Origin of the sequence: Nonomuraea glycinis (assembly GCF_014646515.1) — a bacterium.
Classification (GTDB): Bacteria; Actinomycetota; Actinomycetes; order Streptosporangiales; family Streptosporangiaceae; genus Nonomuraea; species Nonomuraea glycinis.
On sequence record NZ_BMNK01000008.1, the window covers coordinates 398,377 to 416,154 of the forward strand.

The 17,778-nt window shown below is 73.9% G+C and carries 6 protein-coding genes; all 6 read right to left on the bottom strand.

Annotation, left to right across the window (positions count from 1 at the left end; all coding sequences use genetic code 11):
• Positions 1-3: 3 nt before the first annotated feature.
• The 6 genes from IEY87_RS24425 to IEY87_RS24450 all read right to left on the bottom strand — a co-directional run bounded on the left by IEY87_RS24425 (position 4) and on the right by IEY87_RS24450 (position 17,776).
• Complete coding sequence (locus tag IEY87_RS24425) at positions 4-1,092, bottom strand: HAD-IIIC family phosphatase (RefSeq protein WP_225277524.1); 1,089 nt, start codon at positions 1,090-1,092, stop codon at positions 4-6.
• Positions 1,089-2,246 carry an acyl-CoA dehydrogenase family protein gene (locus tag IEY87_RS24430; protein ID WP_189141072.1) on the bottom strand — a complete coding sequence of 386 codons (1,158 nt, stop codon included), beginning with the start codon at positions 2,244-2,246 and terminating at the stop codon, positions 1,089-1,091. The genes IEY87_RS24425 and IEY87_RS24430 overlap by 4 nt, the downstream gene beginning before the upstream one ends.
• The gene (locus tag IEY87_RS24435) at positions 2,243-2,497 is read right to left on the bottom strand and encodes an acyl carrier protein (RefSeq protein ID WP_189141073.1); all 255 of its coding nucleotides are present in this window, start codon (positions 2,495-2,497) and stop codon (positions 2,243-2,245) included. The genes IEY87_RS24430 and IEY87_RS24435 overlap by 4 nt, the downstream gene beginning before the upstream one ends.
• A gap of 26 nt (positions 2,498-2,523) precedes the next feature.
• A complete protein-coding gene (locus IEY87_RS24440; protein ID WP_189141074.1) occupies positions 2,524-3,372 on the bottom strand; it encodes a 3-hydroxyacyl-CoA dehydrogenase family protein in 849 nt (282 codons plus the stop codon).
• A 62-nt stretch (positions 3,373-3,434) separates the two neighbouring features.
• Entirely contained in the window at positions 3,435-12,914 is a 9,480-nt protein-coding gene (locus tag IEY87_RS24445; protein WP_189141075.1) for a type I polyketide synthase, read from the bottom strand.
• A complete protein-coding gene (locus tag IEY87_RS24450) occupies positions 12,911-17,776 on the bottom strand; it encodes a type I polyketide synthase (RefSeq protein ID WP_189141076.1) in 4,866 nt (1,621 codons plus the stop codon). The genes IEY87_RS24445 and IEY87_RS24450 overlap by 4 nt, the downstream gene beginning before the upstream one ends.
• Positions 17,777-17,778 lie beyond the last annotated feature (2 nt).

Here is a 17,778-nt window from a genome sequence, read left to right on the forward strand (position 1 = left end):
CCCTCACTCGACGATCTCGAGTCTCACGTACGCCGGCGGGGGCTGCACGGCGCTCAGGTCGGCTTCCAGGACGACGTGCGCGCCTTCCCGGCTCGCCTCGTGGAACCCGGCGAAGGCGTACGTCACCTGCATCATGCGGTTGCGCCCGGTCTCCACGAAGTCCGCCCGTACGGTCGCGCCCGCTTCCGCTGCCAGCCGCATGATGTGGTTGAGCAGCACCATGCCGACGCCGCGGGACATCACCCGGCACGACATCAGCATCATGCGCAGCCACCAGGCGTCCTCGCCCTTCTCCACCAGAGCCAGGCCGATCTTGCCGTAGCCGCCGAACCTGTCGGTGAGCGAGGCCACCAGGAGCAGGTGGTCCGGCGACTCGCGCAGCGCGTCCAGCTCCTCGTAGGAGTAGGTGCGCCCGGTGGAGTTGAGCTGGTTGGTGCGCACCGTCAGCTCCTCGGCGCGCTGCAGGTCCTCCCTTCTGGCGGGGGAGATGGTGAACGACATCTCCAGGCCGGCCAGGAACTCCTCGTTCGTGCCGACGAACTCGCTCTCCAGCTCCTGTCTGGCGATCTGGCCGCGGTACATCTCGCGGCGGAGCGCCGACTCGTCGGTGACGAAGCGTGGCCGGAACTCCGGCCGTGCCAGCGCCTCGTCCAGCTCCAGGATGTCCACGCAGGTCACCTCGGGGAGGCCGTGGGCCACCTCGGCGCGCTCGAACTCCTGGTCGTCGACGAACGCGAAGGCGTCCAGGCCGAGGTTGAGCGCCGTGGCGAGGTGCCGGATGGAGTCCGACTTGGGGTTCCAGTTGATCTGCGGGTACAGGAACATCTCCTCCAGCCCGAGGGCGCGCAGCTTGGCCATGGCCGCGTCCCTGTCGTTCTTGCTGGCGATGGAGTGCAGGACGCCCTTGCGGTCCAGCTCGTGGATCCGCTCGACGACGGCCGGCCGTACGGTGACGTCGCCGTCCTCCAGGAGCACCCCGTTCCACAGGGTGTTGTCGAGGTCCCACACGATGCACTTGATCCGGCCCCGCTTCGGCTTCTCCGGGAGCGGGGCGGCCGGGGTGGCCGAGGTGGTCGAGGTGGTCACGGTCACGTCGTCTTCTCCCTTTCCGCCTGGCCGGCGATGGTGATCCGCTGGATCTCGTTGCTGCCTTCGATGATCTCCATCACCTTGGCGTCGCGGTACAGCCGGGCCACCGGGTAGTCCGGGCTGCACCCGTTGGCGCCGTGGATCTGCACGGCCTCGGCCGCGTGCCGGACGGCGGCCGTCGAGGCGAAGTACTTCGCCACCCAGGTGGCCATGAGCGTCGCCGACTCCCCGGCGTCCTTGAGGCGGCCGGCCTCGGCGACCAGCAGCCGGGCCGCCCGCGCGTCGGTGACCATGTCGGAGAGCTTCGCCTGGATCAGGGGCAGCTCACGCAGGGCCGAGCCGCCCACCCTGCGCCGCGCGGCGTAGCCGGACGACGCCTCCAGGCACGCCTGGAGGATGCCCAGCGAGCCCGCCGCCACGCTGTAGCGGCCGAGGTCGAGGGTGCCGGTGAGCACCATGCCGGCGGTGAAGCCGCTCGGGCCGAGCAGCGCGTCCGGCCCGAGGACGACGTCGTCGAAGGAGATCTCCGCCAGCATGGAGGCGCGGGTGCCCAGCATGTCGTGGATGGGGCGGACCCGGACGCCCGGCGCCTCCCTCGGCACGAGGAAGGCGCCGATGCTGGCGGCCGTGCGGGCGAACACCAGGAACAGGTCCGCCCGCTGGCCGCCCGTGGTCCACGTCTTGACCCCGTTGAGCACCCAGCCGCCACCCGACTCGGCGGCGGTCGTGGTGATCCCCGAGGTGTCACTGCCGGCGCCGGGCTCGGACAGGCAGAACGCGCCGAGCACCTGCCCGCTGCCGAGCAGCGTCGTCCACCGCTCCCGCTGGGCGGGGGTGCCCCAGCGCTGCACCGTCCACGACACCATCGTGTGCACGGTGAGCAGGCTGCGCAGGGAGGAGCAGCCGCGCCCGACCTCCTCGTGCACCTCCCCGAGCGTGACCAGGTCCATCCCGGCGCCGCCCGAGCCGGGCGGCAGGAAGGGCGCCCACAGGCCCGCCTCGGCGACCCGCTGGAGCAGATCCTCCGGCACCCGGCCGGCCCGGTCGTAGACGTCGGCGTACGGCACCACGTGGGTGTCGACGAAGGCGCGGGCCGACGTACGGTCCGTGACCCGGTCGGCGGTGCGGGTGGCGGGCGCCGGGTCGGTGAGGGTCACGCCACGGCCAGGTCGGCCGAGAGCCTCGCCACCAGGCTCGCCATCGTGTCGGCGGTGCGGAAGTTGTCGATCCGCAGCTCCTCGTTCGGGATGGTGATCCCGAACGTCTTCTCCACGAACATCACCAGCTCCATCGCGAACAGCGAGTTGACGAAGCCGAGGGCGAAGATGTCCTGCGACGCGTCGATCTCCGCCTGCGGGTAGCGCTCGCGGACGAAGGTGAGAATCTGATCCTTTGCGGTGGTGGACATGGGCGTTGCTCCGTTTCAGTTCGTCTTCAGTTCGAGTCGTAGGTGTAGAAACCGCGGCCGCTCTTCCGGCCGTGCAGCCCGGCGTCGGTCATCTGCTTCAGCAGCGGGCAGGGGCGGTACTTACTGTCGGCGTAGTGCTCGTAGAGCACTTCGACGCTGTAGAGGATCGTGTCGACGCCGATCAGGTCGGCGGTCTCCAGCGGTCCCATCGGGTGGCCGAAGCAGCCGCGGAACACCTCGTCCACGGACGCGGCGTCCGCCACGCCCTCGTGCACGAGGAAGGCCGCCTCGTTGACGGTGAGCATCAGCACCCGGTTGGAGATGAAGCCGCACGAGTCCTTGACGTGCACGGCCTTCTTGCCCATGGCGTGCAGCAGGTCCTTGGTGCGCTCGACCGTCTCCGGTGAGGTGTGGAAGCCGGGGATCAGCTCCACGACCGGCTTGGCCGGCACCGGGTTCATGAAGTGCACGCCGACCACCTTGTCCGGCCGGCCGGTGACGGCGGCGACCTTGGTGATCGGGATGGCCGAGGTGTTGACGACGAAGACGGTGTCGGGACCGCACTCGGCGTCGAGCGTCTCGTACACCTCCCGCTTGACGTCCCAGTTCTCGGTCACGTTCTCGATGACGATCTCGGCCTTGGCCGCGCCCGCGGCGCCGACCGCCGTGGTGATCCTGGACAGGATCTCGTCGGCGTCCAGGGCGGGGCCGCCCATGAGGCGGCTCATCCGGCTGTTGCGCTCGATGGTCGCCAGCGCGGCGGCCAGGGTCTTCTCGTCCTTGTCGACCAGCACCACGTCGTGCCCGGTCGAGGCGAGGTTCTGGGCGACGCCGACTCCCATGACGCCGGCGCCGATCACCCCGATTACTGACATGTCATCTCCGCTTCCCTCATCGGTTCCGCTCCTTGATCGCGGCGTTGGTTCCGTGGTCGCCGTCACCTTCCGCGCCTGCGCGCGGCGGCCTCCAATCCCGAGCGCCGCAGCTGGGCCCGTACCTGGCTGCCGCCTTCGGTGGCGGCCGGCGCCGCGCCCGAGGCGAGCGCCTCGACGGTGCGGCTCAGCGCGGCCACGGTCGGCGACTCGTAGAGGATGTGCGGCGGCAGCTCCGGCAGCTTGAACGCGCGCCGGACCGCGGCCACGATGGCGACGCCGAGCAGCGAGTTGCCGCCCAGTTCGAAGTAGTTGTCCAGCACGCCGACCCGGTCCAGGCGCAGTGACTCGCCCCAGATCGCGGCGATGGCCTCCTCGGTGGCGTCGGCGGGCTCCTGGTAGTTGGTGACCAGCTCGGGCCTGGGGTGCAGCTCGCCGCCGCCGCCCATCGCAGGGGAGGTCACCGCCTCCAGGGTGAAGCGGGAGCTGCCGCTCACCAGCGTGGGGAAGTCCTGGGTGGACACGATGACGTGGGATTCCCCGGTCGCCAGCGCCCGCAGCAGCGAGCGCCAGCCGTCGGCGAACTCGATGCCGACACGGGCCCGGTTCTGCCGGAAGAAGTCGCGCAGCGCCTCCTCGTACCCGGCGAGACCGGCCTCCCACGCGTTCCACGTCCACTCGCCCCAGCCGACGGACACCACCCGGCGCCCGGTCGCGGCGAGCTCGTGGGCGTAGCCGTCCAGGAAGGCGTTGGCGGCGCAGTAGTCGACCTGGCCGGGGCCGCCGCCGGTCGCGGAGGTGATCGAGGAGAACAGCACCAGCAGGTCCAACTCGACCTCGTCCTCGCGGCCGATGCGCAGCGCCTCGGCCAGCGCCAGCGTGCCGCCGATCTTGGGGGCGAGCACCTCGTCCAGCTCCTCGGGCCGCTTGAACTGCATCAGCCCCATGGCCGGTACGCCCGCCGCGTGCAGCACGCCGTGCAGCGCGCCGAAGCGCTCGGTGGCCGCCTCCACGGCCCGGCGCACGTCCCCGGCGTCCGCGACGTCCCCGGCGACGATCTCCACCTCGGCGCCGAGCGAGATCAACTCGGTGACCTGCGCCACCCTCCGCCACGTCACCTCATCCACCGAACGCCCACCGGAGCCACCACTGCCGCCTGAGCCGCCGGTGGCCAGGATCGCGGGCCACTCGGCGCGCGGTGGCAGGCCACGCCGGGCCAGCAGGACGAGCTTGGCCCGGTAGTCGCGGGCCAGATGCCCGGCCAGGCCGAGGGCGATGCCGCCCAGCCCACCGGTGATCAGGTAGACACCGCCCTCCCGCAGCCCGGTGGCATCGGCGACCGGTCCGCCGGGCAGCGGTGGGGGCTGCATCACGGCGTAGTCGGGGATGTAGCGGCGGCCGTGCCTCAGCGCGACCGTACGGTCGTGCTGCGGGCGGGCCAGCTCGGCGGTCAGGCCGTGCAGGTCGCGTGCGGACGGGCCGGCCGGGAGGTCGATCAGCCGGGTGGTCACGCCCGGATACTCCAACGGGATCACCAGGGACGGTCCCATCAGGGTCGCGCCGGCGGGATGCGCCACCTCCTCCCCCAGGACCCGCTGGGTGCCGGAGACGGCCACGTCGAGCGACCAGTCGCCGATGCCGGACTCCCCTGCCGCCCTGGCCAGCGCGACGAGCGTGTGCAGGCCGTACGCGATGGTGGTGTCGTGCGGCGCCCGTTCCAGCGTCCACAGGTGGACGACCCGCTCCAGCCGCCGTCCCGCCGTACGCAGGTCGCGCAGCACGGCGAGCATGTCGGCGACACTGCCCGGCCTGACCGTGTGCCCCTCGCCGTTGACGGCGTACGTCTCGCCGGGGCGTACTGGCGTGATCGTGGCGCCGGTTGCGGCGGCGGCTTCGCGTAGGTCGGCGAGCGCCTTGTCTGCGAGGCCCGCGCGGGTGAAGACCAGCCACGAGGCGGGCTGCCGCTCCGCCGGCGCGGGCGCGGCCGTCTGCCGCCACACGGGCAGGTAGAGCCACTGCTCCTCGGGCAGTTTGGGCAGGGTCGTGATGGCCTCGAACAGGTCCTCCGGCTCGGCCGCCCGCTCCTTCCTGGCGGGCGGGTCGATCCAGTAACGCTGCCGCTGGAACGGGTACGTGGGCAGCGGCACCCGGCCGGGCAGCGTCGCCGGGTCGGCGCCCTCGACGCGACCGTGGTAGGCGTCCCAGCCGATGGTGACACCGCCGAGCCAGAGCCGGGCCAGGCTGCCCGCCAGCACCTCGTCACCCGGCGTGGGGTCGCTCGCGGCGGGCAGCGTGTGGGTGATCAACGACCAGCGTTCCGCCGGGCAGCCCGCCCCGCGCACCAGCGCCCCCAGCGACTGACCGGGACCGATCTCGACCATGGCGAGCTCCGGCTCGGCCAGCAGGGTGTCGACCCCCGCCTGGAAGCGCACGGTCGCGCACATGTGCCGGGCCCAGTAGCCGGGGTCGCAGACGAGCTCGGCGTCGGCCAGCGCGCCGGTCACGTTCGAGATGTACGGCAACGCCGGCAGGTTGAGCGTGACCTCGGCCTTGATCCACTGGGTGAGCTCGTCGGTCAGCGGCTCCAGCATGCGGGAGTGGAAGGCGTGGGTGGTCTCCAGCGTGCGGCACGCGATCTCGGCCTGCCGCAGGTCCCCGGCCAGCGTCTCGACCGCCTCGACCGGCCCGGCGACCACGACCGCCTGGGGGCCGTTGACGGCGGCGACGTCCAGCCCGCGTTCCTCCAGCCGGAAGCGCCTGCGCAGGTCGCCCGCCGGGAGGGAGATGGCCAGCATCGCGCCCGGCGGCATCCCGGAGATCAGCCGGGCCCGGTGGGTGACCAGGGCGATGGCGTCGGGCAGCGACAGGACGCCGGCGAGGCAGGCGGCGACGTACTCGCCGAGGCTGTAGCCGAGCATGATCGCCGGTTGCAGCCCCCAGGACATCAGCGTGCGCGCGAGTGCGTACTCCACGGCGAACAGCGCGGGCTGGGCCACCTCCGTGCGCTGCAGCGCGGCGGCGCGGCCCGTCGCCCCTTCCGCGGGCGCCCGCCCCAGCAGCGCGGCCAGGCCCGCGCCCGCCTCGCGCGCACCGATCAGCAGGTCAGCGATATAGACGCTGCCGGTGCCGGTGCTCGCGGCGCTGTCGCCGGTGCTGTCGGTGCTGTTGAGGTGCTGGTTCAGGAGTGTCAGGCACTCGTCCAGGGCGGTGCGGAAGGTCGGCTCGTGGTGGTAGAGGTCGGCGGCCAGGCCGGGGTACTGCTCGCCGACGCCGGCCAGCAGGAAGGCGGTCCGGCGGCCCTGTACGGTGTCCACCCGGCCCAGCAGTCCTTCCTGGCGCGGTCCGGTCAGGGCGGTCGCGGCGGACGCGCCGTCGGCGGCGACCAGTGCCCGCCGGTGCTCGAACGTCTTGCGCCCGACCTGGAGGGTGTAGGCCACATCGGCCAGCGGCGCGCCGGGCTCGGCGGCCAGGTGCTCGCCGAGCCGCCGTACCGCGGCGTCGGCCGCCGGGGCGTTGCGCGCTGAGACGGGCAGCACCTGGAAGCGGCGGGCCTGCGGCGGTGCGCCGGGACGGACGGGCGGTTCCTCGATGACCATGTGCACGTTGGTGCCTCCCATGCCGAGGGAGTTGAGGCCCGCGATCCGCGGGCGGCCGTCGCGTGTCCGCCACGGGGACAGCTCGGCGTTGACGTAGAACGGGCTGTCCTCGAAGTCGATCTCCGGGTTCGGGCTGGTGTAGTGCAGGGTGGGCGGGATCACGCCCTCGCGCACCGCGAACGACGTCTTGATCAGCCCGCTGGCGCCGGCGGCCCGGTCGAGGTGGCCGACGTTGGTCTTCACCGACCCGATCGGGCAGTACTCCTTGTCCCGGGTGGGGCCGAACGCGCGGGTCAGCGCGGCCACCTCGATCGGGTCGCCCAGCTCGGTGGCGGTGCCGTGCGCCTCGACGTAGCTGATGTCCTCGCCGGTGACGCCCGCGTCGGCCATCGCGTCCGCGATCACCCTGGACTGGCCGACGACGCTGGGCGCGGTGTAGCCGACCTTGAGCGCGCCGTCGTTGTTCATCGCGGAGCCGCGGATCACCGCCCAGATGTGGTCGCCGTCGCGCACCGCGTCGGGCAGCCGCTTGAGCAGGACGGCCGCCGCGCCGTCGCCGAACATGCTGCCCCGCGCCTGGGCGTCGAAGGCGCGCACGTGGCCGTCCGGCGACTCCTGCCCGCCGGGGCCGAACAGGTGGCCGACCCGGTCGGGCACCCGGATCGAGACGCCTCCGGCCAGGGCCAGCTCGCATTCGCCGTTGCGCAGGCTCTGCACCGCCAGGTGCGCGGCCACCAGCGAGGTGGAGCAGAAGGTCTGGACCGCCACGCTCGGGCCGTACAGGTCGAGCAGGTAGGAGACCGTCGTGGTCAGGGCGTCCTTGTCGTTGCCCATGATGACCTCGAAGTCACTGAACTCCTGCTGCCCGCCGCCCAGCAGGTGGTCCGTCATCCGCAGCAGGTAGGTGCTGATGTTGGCGCCGCCGAACACGCCTACCCGGCCCCGGTGGCCGGGGGCCGCGTAGCCGCCGTGCTCCAGCGCCTCCCAGCACACCTCCAGGAAGGCCCGCTGCTGCGGATCGTTGATCGCGGCCATCCGGGGGCTCATGCCGAAGAAGGCCGCGTCGAAGCCGCTGATGTCGTCCAGCACCGGCCGGGCGCGGACGTACGCGGGGTCCTTGATCTGCTCGGGGTCGGCCCCGGCGGCCAGCAGCTCCTCCTCGGAGAAGAAGCTGATGGACTCGACGCCGTCGCGCAGGTTGCGCCAGAACTGTCCCACGTCGGAGGCGCCGGGGAAGTGCCCCGCCATGCCGACGATGGCGATCCGCCTGTCGTCGTCGCCCGAGGGAGGCGCCCCCCTGTCACGGGCGAACACGGGCAGCCCGGCGCCCTTAAGCGCTGCCGGGGTGCGGCGTTCGTCCAGGGTGGTGGCCAGCGTGCCCACCGTCGGCGCCTCGAACAGCGAGACCGTCGGCACCGCCACACCGAAGCGCTTCTTCACCAGCGCGAGCATCTGGAGCGCGACCAGCGAATTGCCGCCGAGGTCGAAGAAGTTGTCCCGGGTGCCGACCGGTTCGACGCCGAGCACCTCCGACCAGAGGCCGGCCAGGTCGCGTTCCGTCGCCGACAGCGGCGGAGTGTAAGGCTGTGGCAGCTCCGGGCGCGGAAACCGGTCGCCGGTCCCGGCGCCCGCGGCGCTTGCGGCCGGGCCGTCGAAGTCGGCGGCGAGGGCGTGCGGCAGCCGGTCGTCCAGGCCGCCGGCGGCCACCACCAGGCTGGGCCGGGAGGTGACCAGCAGCTCGTCGAAGGCGGCGAGCGCCTGCTCGGCCGTCATGGAGTGCGCGGCCATGGCCGCGCCGAAGCCGCCCTCGACCCGGCCCAGCGTGACCGCCCAGGTGTCCCAGCCGGCGCTCACCCATCGTGTACGCGTCCCGCGGGCGTGGTTGCGCAGGCCGATCGCGGTCAGGGCGGCGTTGGCCGCGGCGTAACCGGCGAACGCGACGCCGCCGAGCACGGCGGAGGTGGAGGAGAACAGCACACAGAAACTCGGGGCGCGATCGGCGGGCAACGCGTTCAGCAGCCGTTCCAGGACCAGCGCGCCGGTCACCTTGGCGGTGAAGTGCCGCTCGACGGCGGCCTCGTCCAGATCGCGCAGCGGGCGGAAGGTGTCAGGCCGGGTGTCGGCGGCGGCGTGCACCACGCCGTCCAACCGTTGCTCGCCGTCGAGCAGCGCCCGCATGGCGGCCTCGTCGGTGACGTCGACCCGAGGGGTGAGCACCTCGGCCCCGAGCTCCCGCAACCGCCGCACCGCTTCCCGGCGCGGATCCCCCTCGACGTCGGGCACCCCACCGCGACTGGTCAGGACCAGCCGCCCGGCACCGGCCCGGACCAGATGCTCGGCCACGAGCAGCGCCACATCACTGAGCCCACCGGTGATCAGGTACGTGCCCCCCTCCCGAACAGCGGCGACAACCTCCGGCACACCCTGCTCGGCCCCTTCCGGCACGGCCCGACGAGACCCGTCCGGCACTCCTTGGGCAGAACGGTCAGGCACCGTCTTGACGGGCTCGTCCGGGGTGAAGGCGCGGACCAGGCGGCGGCCGTCGCGGTAGGCGACGAACACCTCGCCGGAGGGCCGGCTCACCTCGGCGGCGAGTGCCTCGGCGACGGCGTCAGGGCTCGCCGCCGGGTCGAGGTCCACGGTGGCGCAGTCGAGGTTCAGGTATTCCTGGTTGGCGACCATCGGCAGGGTCGCGGCGGCGGCCTGCCGGAGCGCGGGCACCTCGCCCTCCGCCACGGCCTGCCCGCCGGAGGTGGCCAGGATGATCCGTACCCCGTCACCGGCCTCACCCCAGGCGTCGAGCAGCCGGGCCAGTGGAAGCAGCCCGTCGTGCGCGCCGGCGGAAGGGTCCTCCTCGTCGAGGAGGCGCAGATCCACCAGGACGGTACGGCCGCCGCCCGAGGTCTCGGCGAGCCCACCCGGAACCTCGGCAGAGGTGTCCGACGGGGCGACGGTCACGACCTCGAGGCCGTGGGCGCGCAACGTACGGGCCAAAGTCTCAGCCGCCTGGGCACGGCCACCCAGCAGGACGCAGCGGGCGAGCGCCTCAGGCGTGCCCGTGGTGGACGCTTCGGGCGTGTCCGCCGGGGTCCAGCGCGGGGTCAGGAGTCGCACGTGCGGCTCGGCCGTCGACTTGGCGGCACCGGGAGCGGCACCCGTACCAGCACCTTGGGCGGCAGCGGGGGAAGGTGCGCCGAGAGTGGCGGCGGGGCGGGGAAGGGCGGTGGCGGGCGGGTCGACCCAGTAGCGTTCGCGCTGGAACGGGTAGGTGGGCAGGCCGGCCTTGGCCACCGGCCGGTCCTGCTGGTAGCCGGGCCAGTCGAGCGCCACGCCCGCCAGCCAGAGCCGGCCGGCCGCGTCGGCCAGGGCGGCGCCGGCCGCGCGGGGGTCCTGGGCGCCCGGCAGGGTGCCGACGATCAGCGGCCAGCGTTCGCGGGCGCAGTCCCGGTGTCCGCGCGCCATCGCGCCGAGCGACTGGCCGGGGCCGATCTCCAGCAGCGCCGCGTCGCCCTCCTCCCGCAGCAGCGTGGCCAGGACGGCGTCGAATTGGACCGGCGCGCACATGTGCTCGGCCCAGTAGGCCGGGTCCGTCACCTGCTCGGCCGTGGCCAGGGCGCCGGTGACGTTGGAGACGTACGGCACGCGGGGCGCGTTCAGCGGCACGTTGGCGGCGATCCACGCGGTGAGCGGCGCGCGGATCGGCTCCATCATGGCCGAGTGGAAGGCGTGGGTGGTGGCCAGCGGGCGGCACGGCACCGCGTCGGCCTCCAGCAGCGCGCGTACCGCCGCCATGGCGTGCGGTTCGCCCGCCAGCACGGTGAGCTCGGGTCCGCTCACGGCGGCGACGTCCACGCCGGAGATCCCGGCGCGCCGCAGGCGTTCGACGGCGTCGGCGGCGGACAGCGGCACGGCGCTCATCGAGCCTTCGGGCAGTTCGCCGATGAGGCTCGCGCGGTGCGCCACCAGGGCGAGCGCCGACTCCAGGGACAGCACCCCGGCGAGGCAGGCGGCGACGTACTCGCCCAGGCTGTATCCGGCCAGGATGGCGGGCTGGACGCCCCACGCCTGCACCAGGCGGGCGAGCGCGTACTCGACCGCGAACAGGGCGGGCTGCAGGACGGCGGTCGGGGTCGCGGCGGCGGCCGGGCCGCGACCGAGCAGAGCGCCCAGCCCGCCGGCCTCCTCGGTGCGGCGGGGGGCGAGCATCTCGGCGAGCGGGTCGTCCCCGCCCATGCGGCGGCGCAGGACGGCGCGGCACTCGTCGAGCACTTTGCGGAAGACGGGCTCGGTGCGGTAAAGCTCGGCGGCCATGCCGGGGTACTGCTCGCCGGTGCCCGCGATGAGGAAGGCCACGGGCCGGTCGGCGCGGCTCTCCTCGCGGCCGAGCACCGCCCCGTCGCGCAGGGCCGCGGCGGCCTCGGCGGTGGACGAGGCGACCAGCGTCCTGCGGTGGGCGAAGACCTGGCGTCCGCTCTGCAGCGTGTGGGCGACGTCGGCGAGGCGCGTGCCGCCGCCGGGGCCCGCGAGATGCGCGGCGAGCCGCTGGGTCATCGCGTCGGCGGCGGCGGCCGAGCGCGCGGACCACACCAGCGGCTCGGGCCGGGGCTCCTCCTCGGTCCTGGGGACGAGCGGCGCCTCCTCCAGCACCACGTGCGCGTTGGTGCCGCCGATGCCGAACGCGCTCACGCCCGCCCGCCGGGTGTGTCCCGCCTCGCGCGGCCAGGCGCGCAGCCGGGTGACCACCTCCAACTGGGCGTCACCGGCGGCGAGTTGCTGGTTGGGCGCCGACAGGTTGAGCGTCGCCGGGATCTCGTCGTTGCGCAGCGCGAGGGCCGCCTTGATGAGGTTGGTGACGCCGGCGGCCCGGTCGAGGTGGCCGAGGTTGGTCTTGACGGAGCCGATCAGCAGCGACTGCCCGCGGAACACCTGCTGCAGCGCGGCCAGTTCGGCGGCGTCGCCGAGCGCGGTGCCGGTGCCGTGCGCCTCGATGTAGTCGATGTCGGCGGGCGTCAGGTCGGCGCTCGCCAGCGCCTCGGCCATCACCGCGGCCTGGCCCTGCACGCCGGGCGCGGTGAAGCCGACCTTGCGCCCGCCGTCGTTGTTGACCGCCCAGCCGCGCAGGACGGCGTAGATCTGGTCGCCGTCGGCGAGCGCGTCCTCCAGCCGGCGCAGCGCGACCACGCCGACGCCGCTGCCGAGCGGGGCGCCGAGGCCGCCCGCGTCGAAGGCCCGGCACTCGCCGTCGGGCGGCGAGATCCCGCCCTGCTGGTAGAGGTAGCCGACGTGCTGCGGCACGCTGACCGCGACGCCGCCGGCCAGGGCGAGATCGCATTCGAACCCGGCCAGGCTGGTGGCGGCGGCGCAGACCGCGACCAGCGACGTCGAGCAGTAGCTCTGCACGCCGTACGACGGGCCGGACAGGCCCAGCGTGTGGGCGACGCGGGTGGTGAGCGAGTCCTTGTCGTTGGCGAGCCCGAGTGCGAGGTCGCCCATGACCTCGCCGATGCCGCTGGGCAGCAGGTTGTTCTGCATGTACGAGCTGTGCGCGCAGCCGCCGAAGACGCCGATCGAGCCGTCGAAGCGCTTGGGGTCGCAGCCGGCGTCCTCCAGTGCCGCGTGGCTGTGCTCAAGGAACAGCCGGTGCTGCGGGTCGAGGATCTGCGCCTCCTTCGGGCTGAACCCGAAGAAGGCCGCGTCGAACAGCTCGACGTCCTCGATCACCGGCGCGGCCTTCACGTACGCGGGATCGGCCAGCAGGTCGTCAGGGACGCCGGCGGCCCGCAGCTCGTCGTCGGTGAACCGGGTGATGCCGGATGTGCCGGCCCGGATCGCGGACCACAGCTCGGCGACGTCGGACGCCCCCGGGAAGCGGCCCGACATGCCGACGATCGCGATGTCGGTGCCGGAGTTCTCGCCCTCGATGTCGTCGATCACGTCTTCCGTCCTCATTTCCGGTTACTGGAACGGGCCCGGCGCCGCCGCTGCCCCCGCGCCGAACTGGTGGTGAGCGATTCCGGTACGCCGCCGTCCGGGCCGCCTTCGCCGTCCAAGGCGGCGGCGAACTCCGCGATGGTCGGGTGTTCGAACAGCAGCGCGGGCGGGACCGGGTGGCCCAGCCTCTGCTCAAGGGCGAGCACCATGGCCATGCCGAGCAGCGAGTTGCCGCCGAGGTCGAAGAACGGGTCGTGCACGCCGACCCGGTCGATGCCGAGGTAGGCGCCCCACAGCTCGGCCATCTCGGTCTCCGCTTCGGTCCGCGGCGCCGCGAAGTCGGTACGCAGCTGCGGGCGCGGGAACCGCTCGCCCGCCGGCACCGCTGCGGCCGCGCCGATCAGGTCGTCCAGGTCGAGCATGTCGGACCAGGCGCTCATCACCTCGTGCAGCGGCTGCCGCACCGCCATCACGCTGCCGTGGCCGCCCGCCACGATCCCGTCCAGCAGGTCGCAGCCGGCGTCATCGGCGAAGCCGTAGCGGGCGCGGTAGGCGGCCACCCGGTCGGCCAGGCCGCCGGCCGACTTGAGGTTCTCCGACTGCCACACGTCGTGCTGCCAGGGGCCCCAGGCGACGGACACGACCCTGGTCGACGGGCTGATGGCGGCCAGCGCGTCGCCGTACGCGTCCAGGACGGTGTTGGCGGCGCAGTAGTCGCCCTCGCCGATGCCGCCGAACGCGGTCACCGCGGACGAGTACAGCACGAGCAGCTCCGGCCGATCGGCGGCCGGGGTCTCCGGGCCGACCAGCTCGGCCAGCGGTCCCATCGCCAGCACCTTGGGCGCGAGCACCGCTGCGGCCTCGGCCACGGTGCGCCGCCGCAGCAGGCCGCCCGCCGGCAGGCCGGCCGCGTGGATCACGCCGGTCAGCGCGCCGAAGTGCTCCCTGCCGCGCCGCAGCGCCTGCCTGAGCTGTTCGGGTACGCCGGTGTCGGCGGTGAGCAGTAGCACCTCCGCGCCGCTCGCCTCCAGCTCGGCGACGTCGCGCAGGGTCCGCTCCGCCCGCTCGCCGTCGGCCGCGCCGCGCCGCAGCGGAGTGCGGCCCACCAGCGCGAGCCGCCGCACCCCTGCCCGTACGAGGTGCTGGGCCAGGGCCATGCCGAGCCCGCGCGTCCCGCCTGTGATCAGGTACGTCCCGTCCTCGCGCCATACGGGGGCAGGGGGCGGCGCGGTGGCGACCGGGGCCCAGGACCGCACCCAGCGACGGCCACGCCGCCATCCGGCGAGCGGGTCGTCCGCCTCCGGGGTCGTCGCGTCGGGGTCCGGCTGATGCAGCAGTTCCCGGGCGACCCGCGCGGCGTCCAGATCCGATCGGGCACCGAGCGCGGGGCCAGGGGCGGGGTCGGAGGTGGTGAAGCCGAAGGTGGCGTCGGGGGTGGGGTCGAGGTCGGTGCCCTGCCAGGTCAGGCCGGGGTATTCGTGGCGGGCCGCCCGGCCGAGTCCGTGGGCCAGGGCCTGGTGGGGTGCCGGGATGTCGCCGCCGAGGATCTCGGCGGCGCCTCGGGTGACCGTCAGCAGCCGCACCCCCCGGTCGCCGGGCAGGTCGCCGAGCGCTTGCAGGGCCAGCATGAGGCTGTCGAAGCCATTGGCGATCGCCGCCCGCAGACCCGTGCCGTTCAAGCCCGCTGGGGAGGTCAGGCTCCACAGGTGGGCGACGTGGAGTGGGCCGTGGCTGTACGACGGGTCGTTGAGGGTTGTGAGGATGTCGGTGTAGTGGGCGGGGACGGCGGGGTCGATGGTCAGGCGGCGGCCCTCACGGCGCGGCGGGCCGTCGCCGGCGATCACCTCCAGCACGGGGGTCCCGGAGGCGGCGGCCAGGTCGGCGAGGGCGGTGCCCACGCCGCCGGGGTCGGCGAAGACGACGAGGGGACCGGGCAGGACGAGGGCGGCGGCGGGGGTGTCTCGCGCCGGGTCCTGCCGCCAGGAGTGGGCGAAGGTGAAGTCGGCGGGCTCGGGGCTAGGCGCGGGGGTGGCCGATCCGGCGGGCACGGTCTGCTCGGGCCAGAAGCGGGTGCGCTGGAACGGATAGGTGGGCAGGCTGAGCACCTGGCCCTCTCCGATGGGCTCCCACGTCACCGGGGCGCCGAGCTCCCACAACCGGGCGCGCGTCCGGAGCAGCTCGTCGTACGCGTCGGGGCGCGGCCCGCCGGTCCAGCGGGCCGGCAGGGTGCCGAGGACGGCGGCCGTGGCGCCTCCGGCCAGGTTCTGCCGGACCAGCCCGCCGAGCGTCTGGCCGGGCCCCAGCTCGACGAACGCGTCCACGTCCTGGCTCACGCAGTGCCGCACCCCGTCCGCGAAACGGACCGTGCTGACAAGCTGGTCGGTCCAGTACGAGGTGCTGGTGGCCTGCTCGGCGGTGAGCGGGCGGCCGGTGAGGTTGGAGATGACGGTGACGGACGGGGCGCGCCTCGGCACGGTGTCGAGCACGGCGGCGAGCTTCTCCCGGGCGGGCTGCAGCAGCCGGGAGTGGAACGCGTGCGCCGAGCGCAGCGTCCGGCAGGCGATGCCTCCGTCGGCCAGCCGGGCGGCCGCCGCCTCGATCTCGGCGGGCGGCCCGCTCAGCACGGTCATCGACGGGCCGTTGCGGGCGGCGACGTCCACGTCGATCCCGCCTGCCGCGAGGGCCGCGGCGATCCGCTCCTCGGGCGCGGCGACGGCGATCATGCGCCCCGCGGGCACGGCGGTGATCAGGTGGGCCCGCTCCTGGACGACGTGCAGCGCGTCCTCCAGGGTGAACACCCCGGCCAGGCAGGCGGCGACGTACTCGCCGAGGCTGTAGCCGATGAGCATGTCCGGGGTGACCCCCCAGTGCTCGAACAGCCGCGCCAGTGCGTACTCGGCGGTGAAGAGGAAGGGGTGGGCGACCTCGGCGTGGTCGAGCGGGCCGAAGGTCTGTGCGGCGCCGCCGCCCCGGCCGAGCAGGGCGGCGAGGTCGGCGGAGTCGGCGGCCGACTCCCGCTCGGGGAGGAACAGGGGGCGCAGGTCCGTGCCCGAGCGGCGCAGGACGAGCTCGGCGCAGGCGTCCACCGCCTGGGCGTACACCGGCTCGGTGGCGTACAGCTCCCGGCCGAGCCCCTCGTACTGGTCGCCGACGCCGGGGAGCAGGAACGCGACGCGGGGGCGGCCCTTGACCCGGTGGCCGCCGCCGTTCTCGGCGGTGGCGCGCAGCCGGCGTACGGCGTCGTCGGGGGTGCCGCAGAGGAGGGCGCGGCGGTGGTCCAGCTCGGCGCGCCCGCTCTGGAGGGTGCGGGCGAGGTCGGGCATGGTCGTGCCGGGGTGGGCGCCGACCCAGTCCGCCAGCCGGGTGGCCTGCTCGCGCAGCGCGGCGGCGCTGCCGGCCGACAGGGGCAGCACGTGCGTGGTGGTGCTGCCTGCCGACAGGGGCAGCGCGTGCGTGGCGGCACCCGCCGGCTCCTCGCGCGGGGCCGGTACGGGGGCGCTCTCCAGGATGAGGTGGGCGTTGGTGCCGGACAGCCCGAAGGAGCTGACGCCGGCCAGCCGGGGCCGGTCCTCCTCCTCGGGCAGCGGTTCCAGGCCGGTGACCGGCCGGACGGTGCCGTCCTCGGGGAACGCGGCGGCCGGGGTGGTCAGGTGCAGGCTGGGCGGGATCTGCCCGTTCTTCAGGATCAGCACCGTCTTGATCAGGCCGGCGACCCCCGCCGCCGCCTGGGTATGACCGATGTTCGTCTTGATCGCGCCGACGCGCAGCGGCCGGTCCGGCGAGCGGCGGCCGAAGACGTCGTGCAGGGCGGACAACTCGATGGCGTCGCCGAGGTGGGTGCCCGAGCCGTGCGCTTCCACGTACGCGATGTCGTCCGGAGTGACACGGGCGGCGGCGAGCGCGCGGCCGATCACGTCGGCCTGCGCGCGCCGGCTCGGGGCGGTGAGCCCGTTGCTGCGCCCGTCCTGGTTGACCGCGGAGCCGCGCAGCACGGCGTGGATGCGGCGGCCGTTGGCGACGGCGCTGGACAGCCGCTCCAGGACGACCAGGCCGCCGCCCTCGCCCATGACGTAGCCGTCGGCGTCCTCGTCGAAGGTCTTGCACCGCCCGTCGGAGCACATCATCAGGCCCGCGCACGCCTGGATGTAGAGGGAGGGGTGCAGGGTCAGCGAGGCGCCCGCGGCGAGGGCCAGGTCGCTCTCGCCCCGGCGCAGGCTCTCGGCGGCCAGGTGGACCGCGATGAGCGAGGAGGAGCAGGCGGTGTCCACCGTGACGGTGGGGCCGATCAGGTCGAGCTGGTAGGCGATGCGCCCGGCGGCGATGCTGGCCACCGAGCCCTGGCCGAGGTAGGGGTCGGAGAGGGCGTCGGCGCCCTGCCGCTCGATCTGCATCCGGCCGTACTGCAGGGTGTCCATGAAGCCGACCATCACGCCGGTGCGGGTGCCGGCCAGCGCGGAGGGTGCCAGGCCGGCGTTCTCCAGGCCCTCCCAGGCCAGCTCAAGCAGCAGGCGCTGGTGGGGGTCCATGCGCAGCGCCTCGCGGGGTGAGAGGCCGAAGAACTCGGCGTCCCAGCCGGCGATGTCGTCCAGGAAGGTGCCGTACCTGGTGTACATGCCGCCGGGGGTGCGCGGGTCGGGGTGGTAGTAGTCGTCGATGTCCCAGCGGGTCGCCGGCACTTCGCGGACGGCGCTGCGGCCTTCGCGCAGCAGCTCCCACAGGCCCTCGGTCGTGTCCGCGCCACCGGGGTAACGGCAGGCCATGCCGACGATCGCGATGGGCTCGCAGGCGCGCTCCTCCGTCTCGGTGAGCCGGCGGCGGGTCTGGGCCAGTTCGACCGTGGCGCGCTTGAGGTAGGCGCGGAGCTTGTCCTCTGTCCCCATCG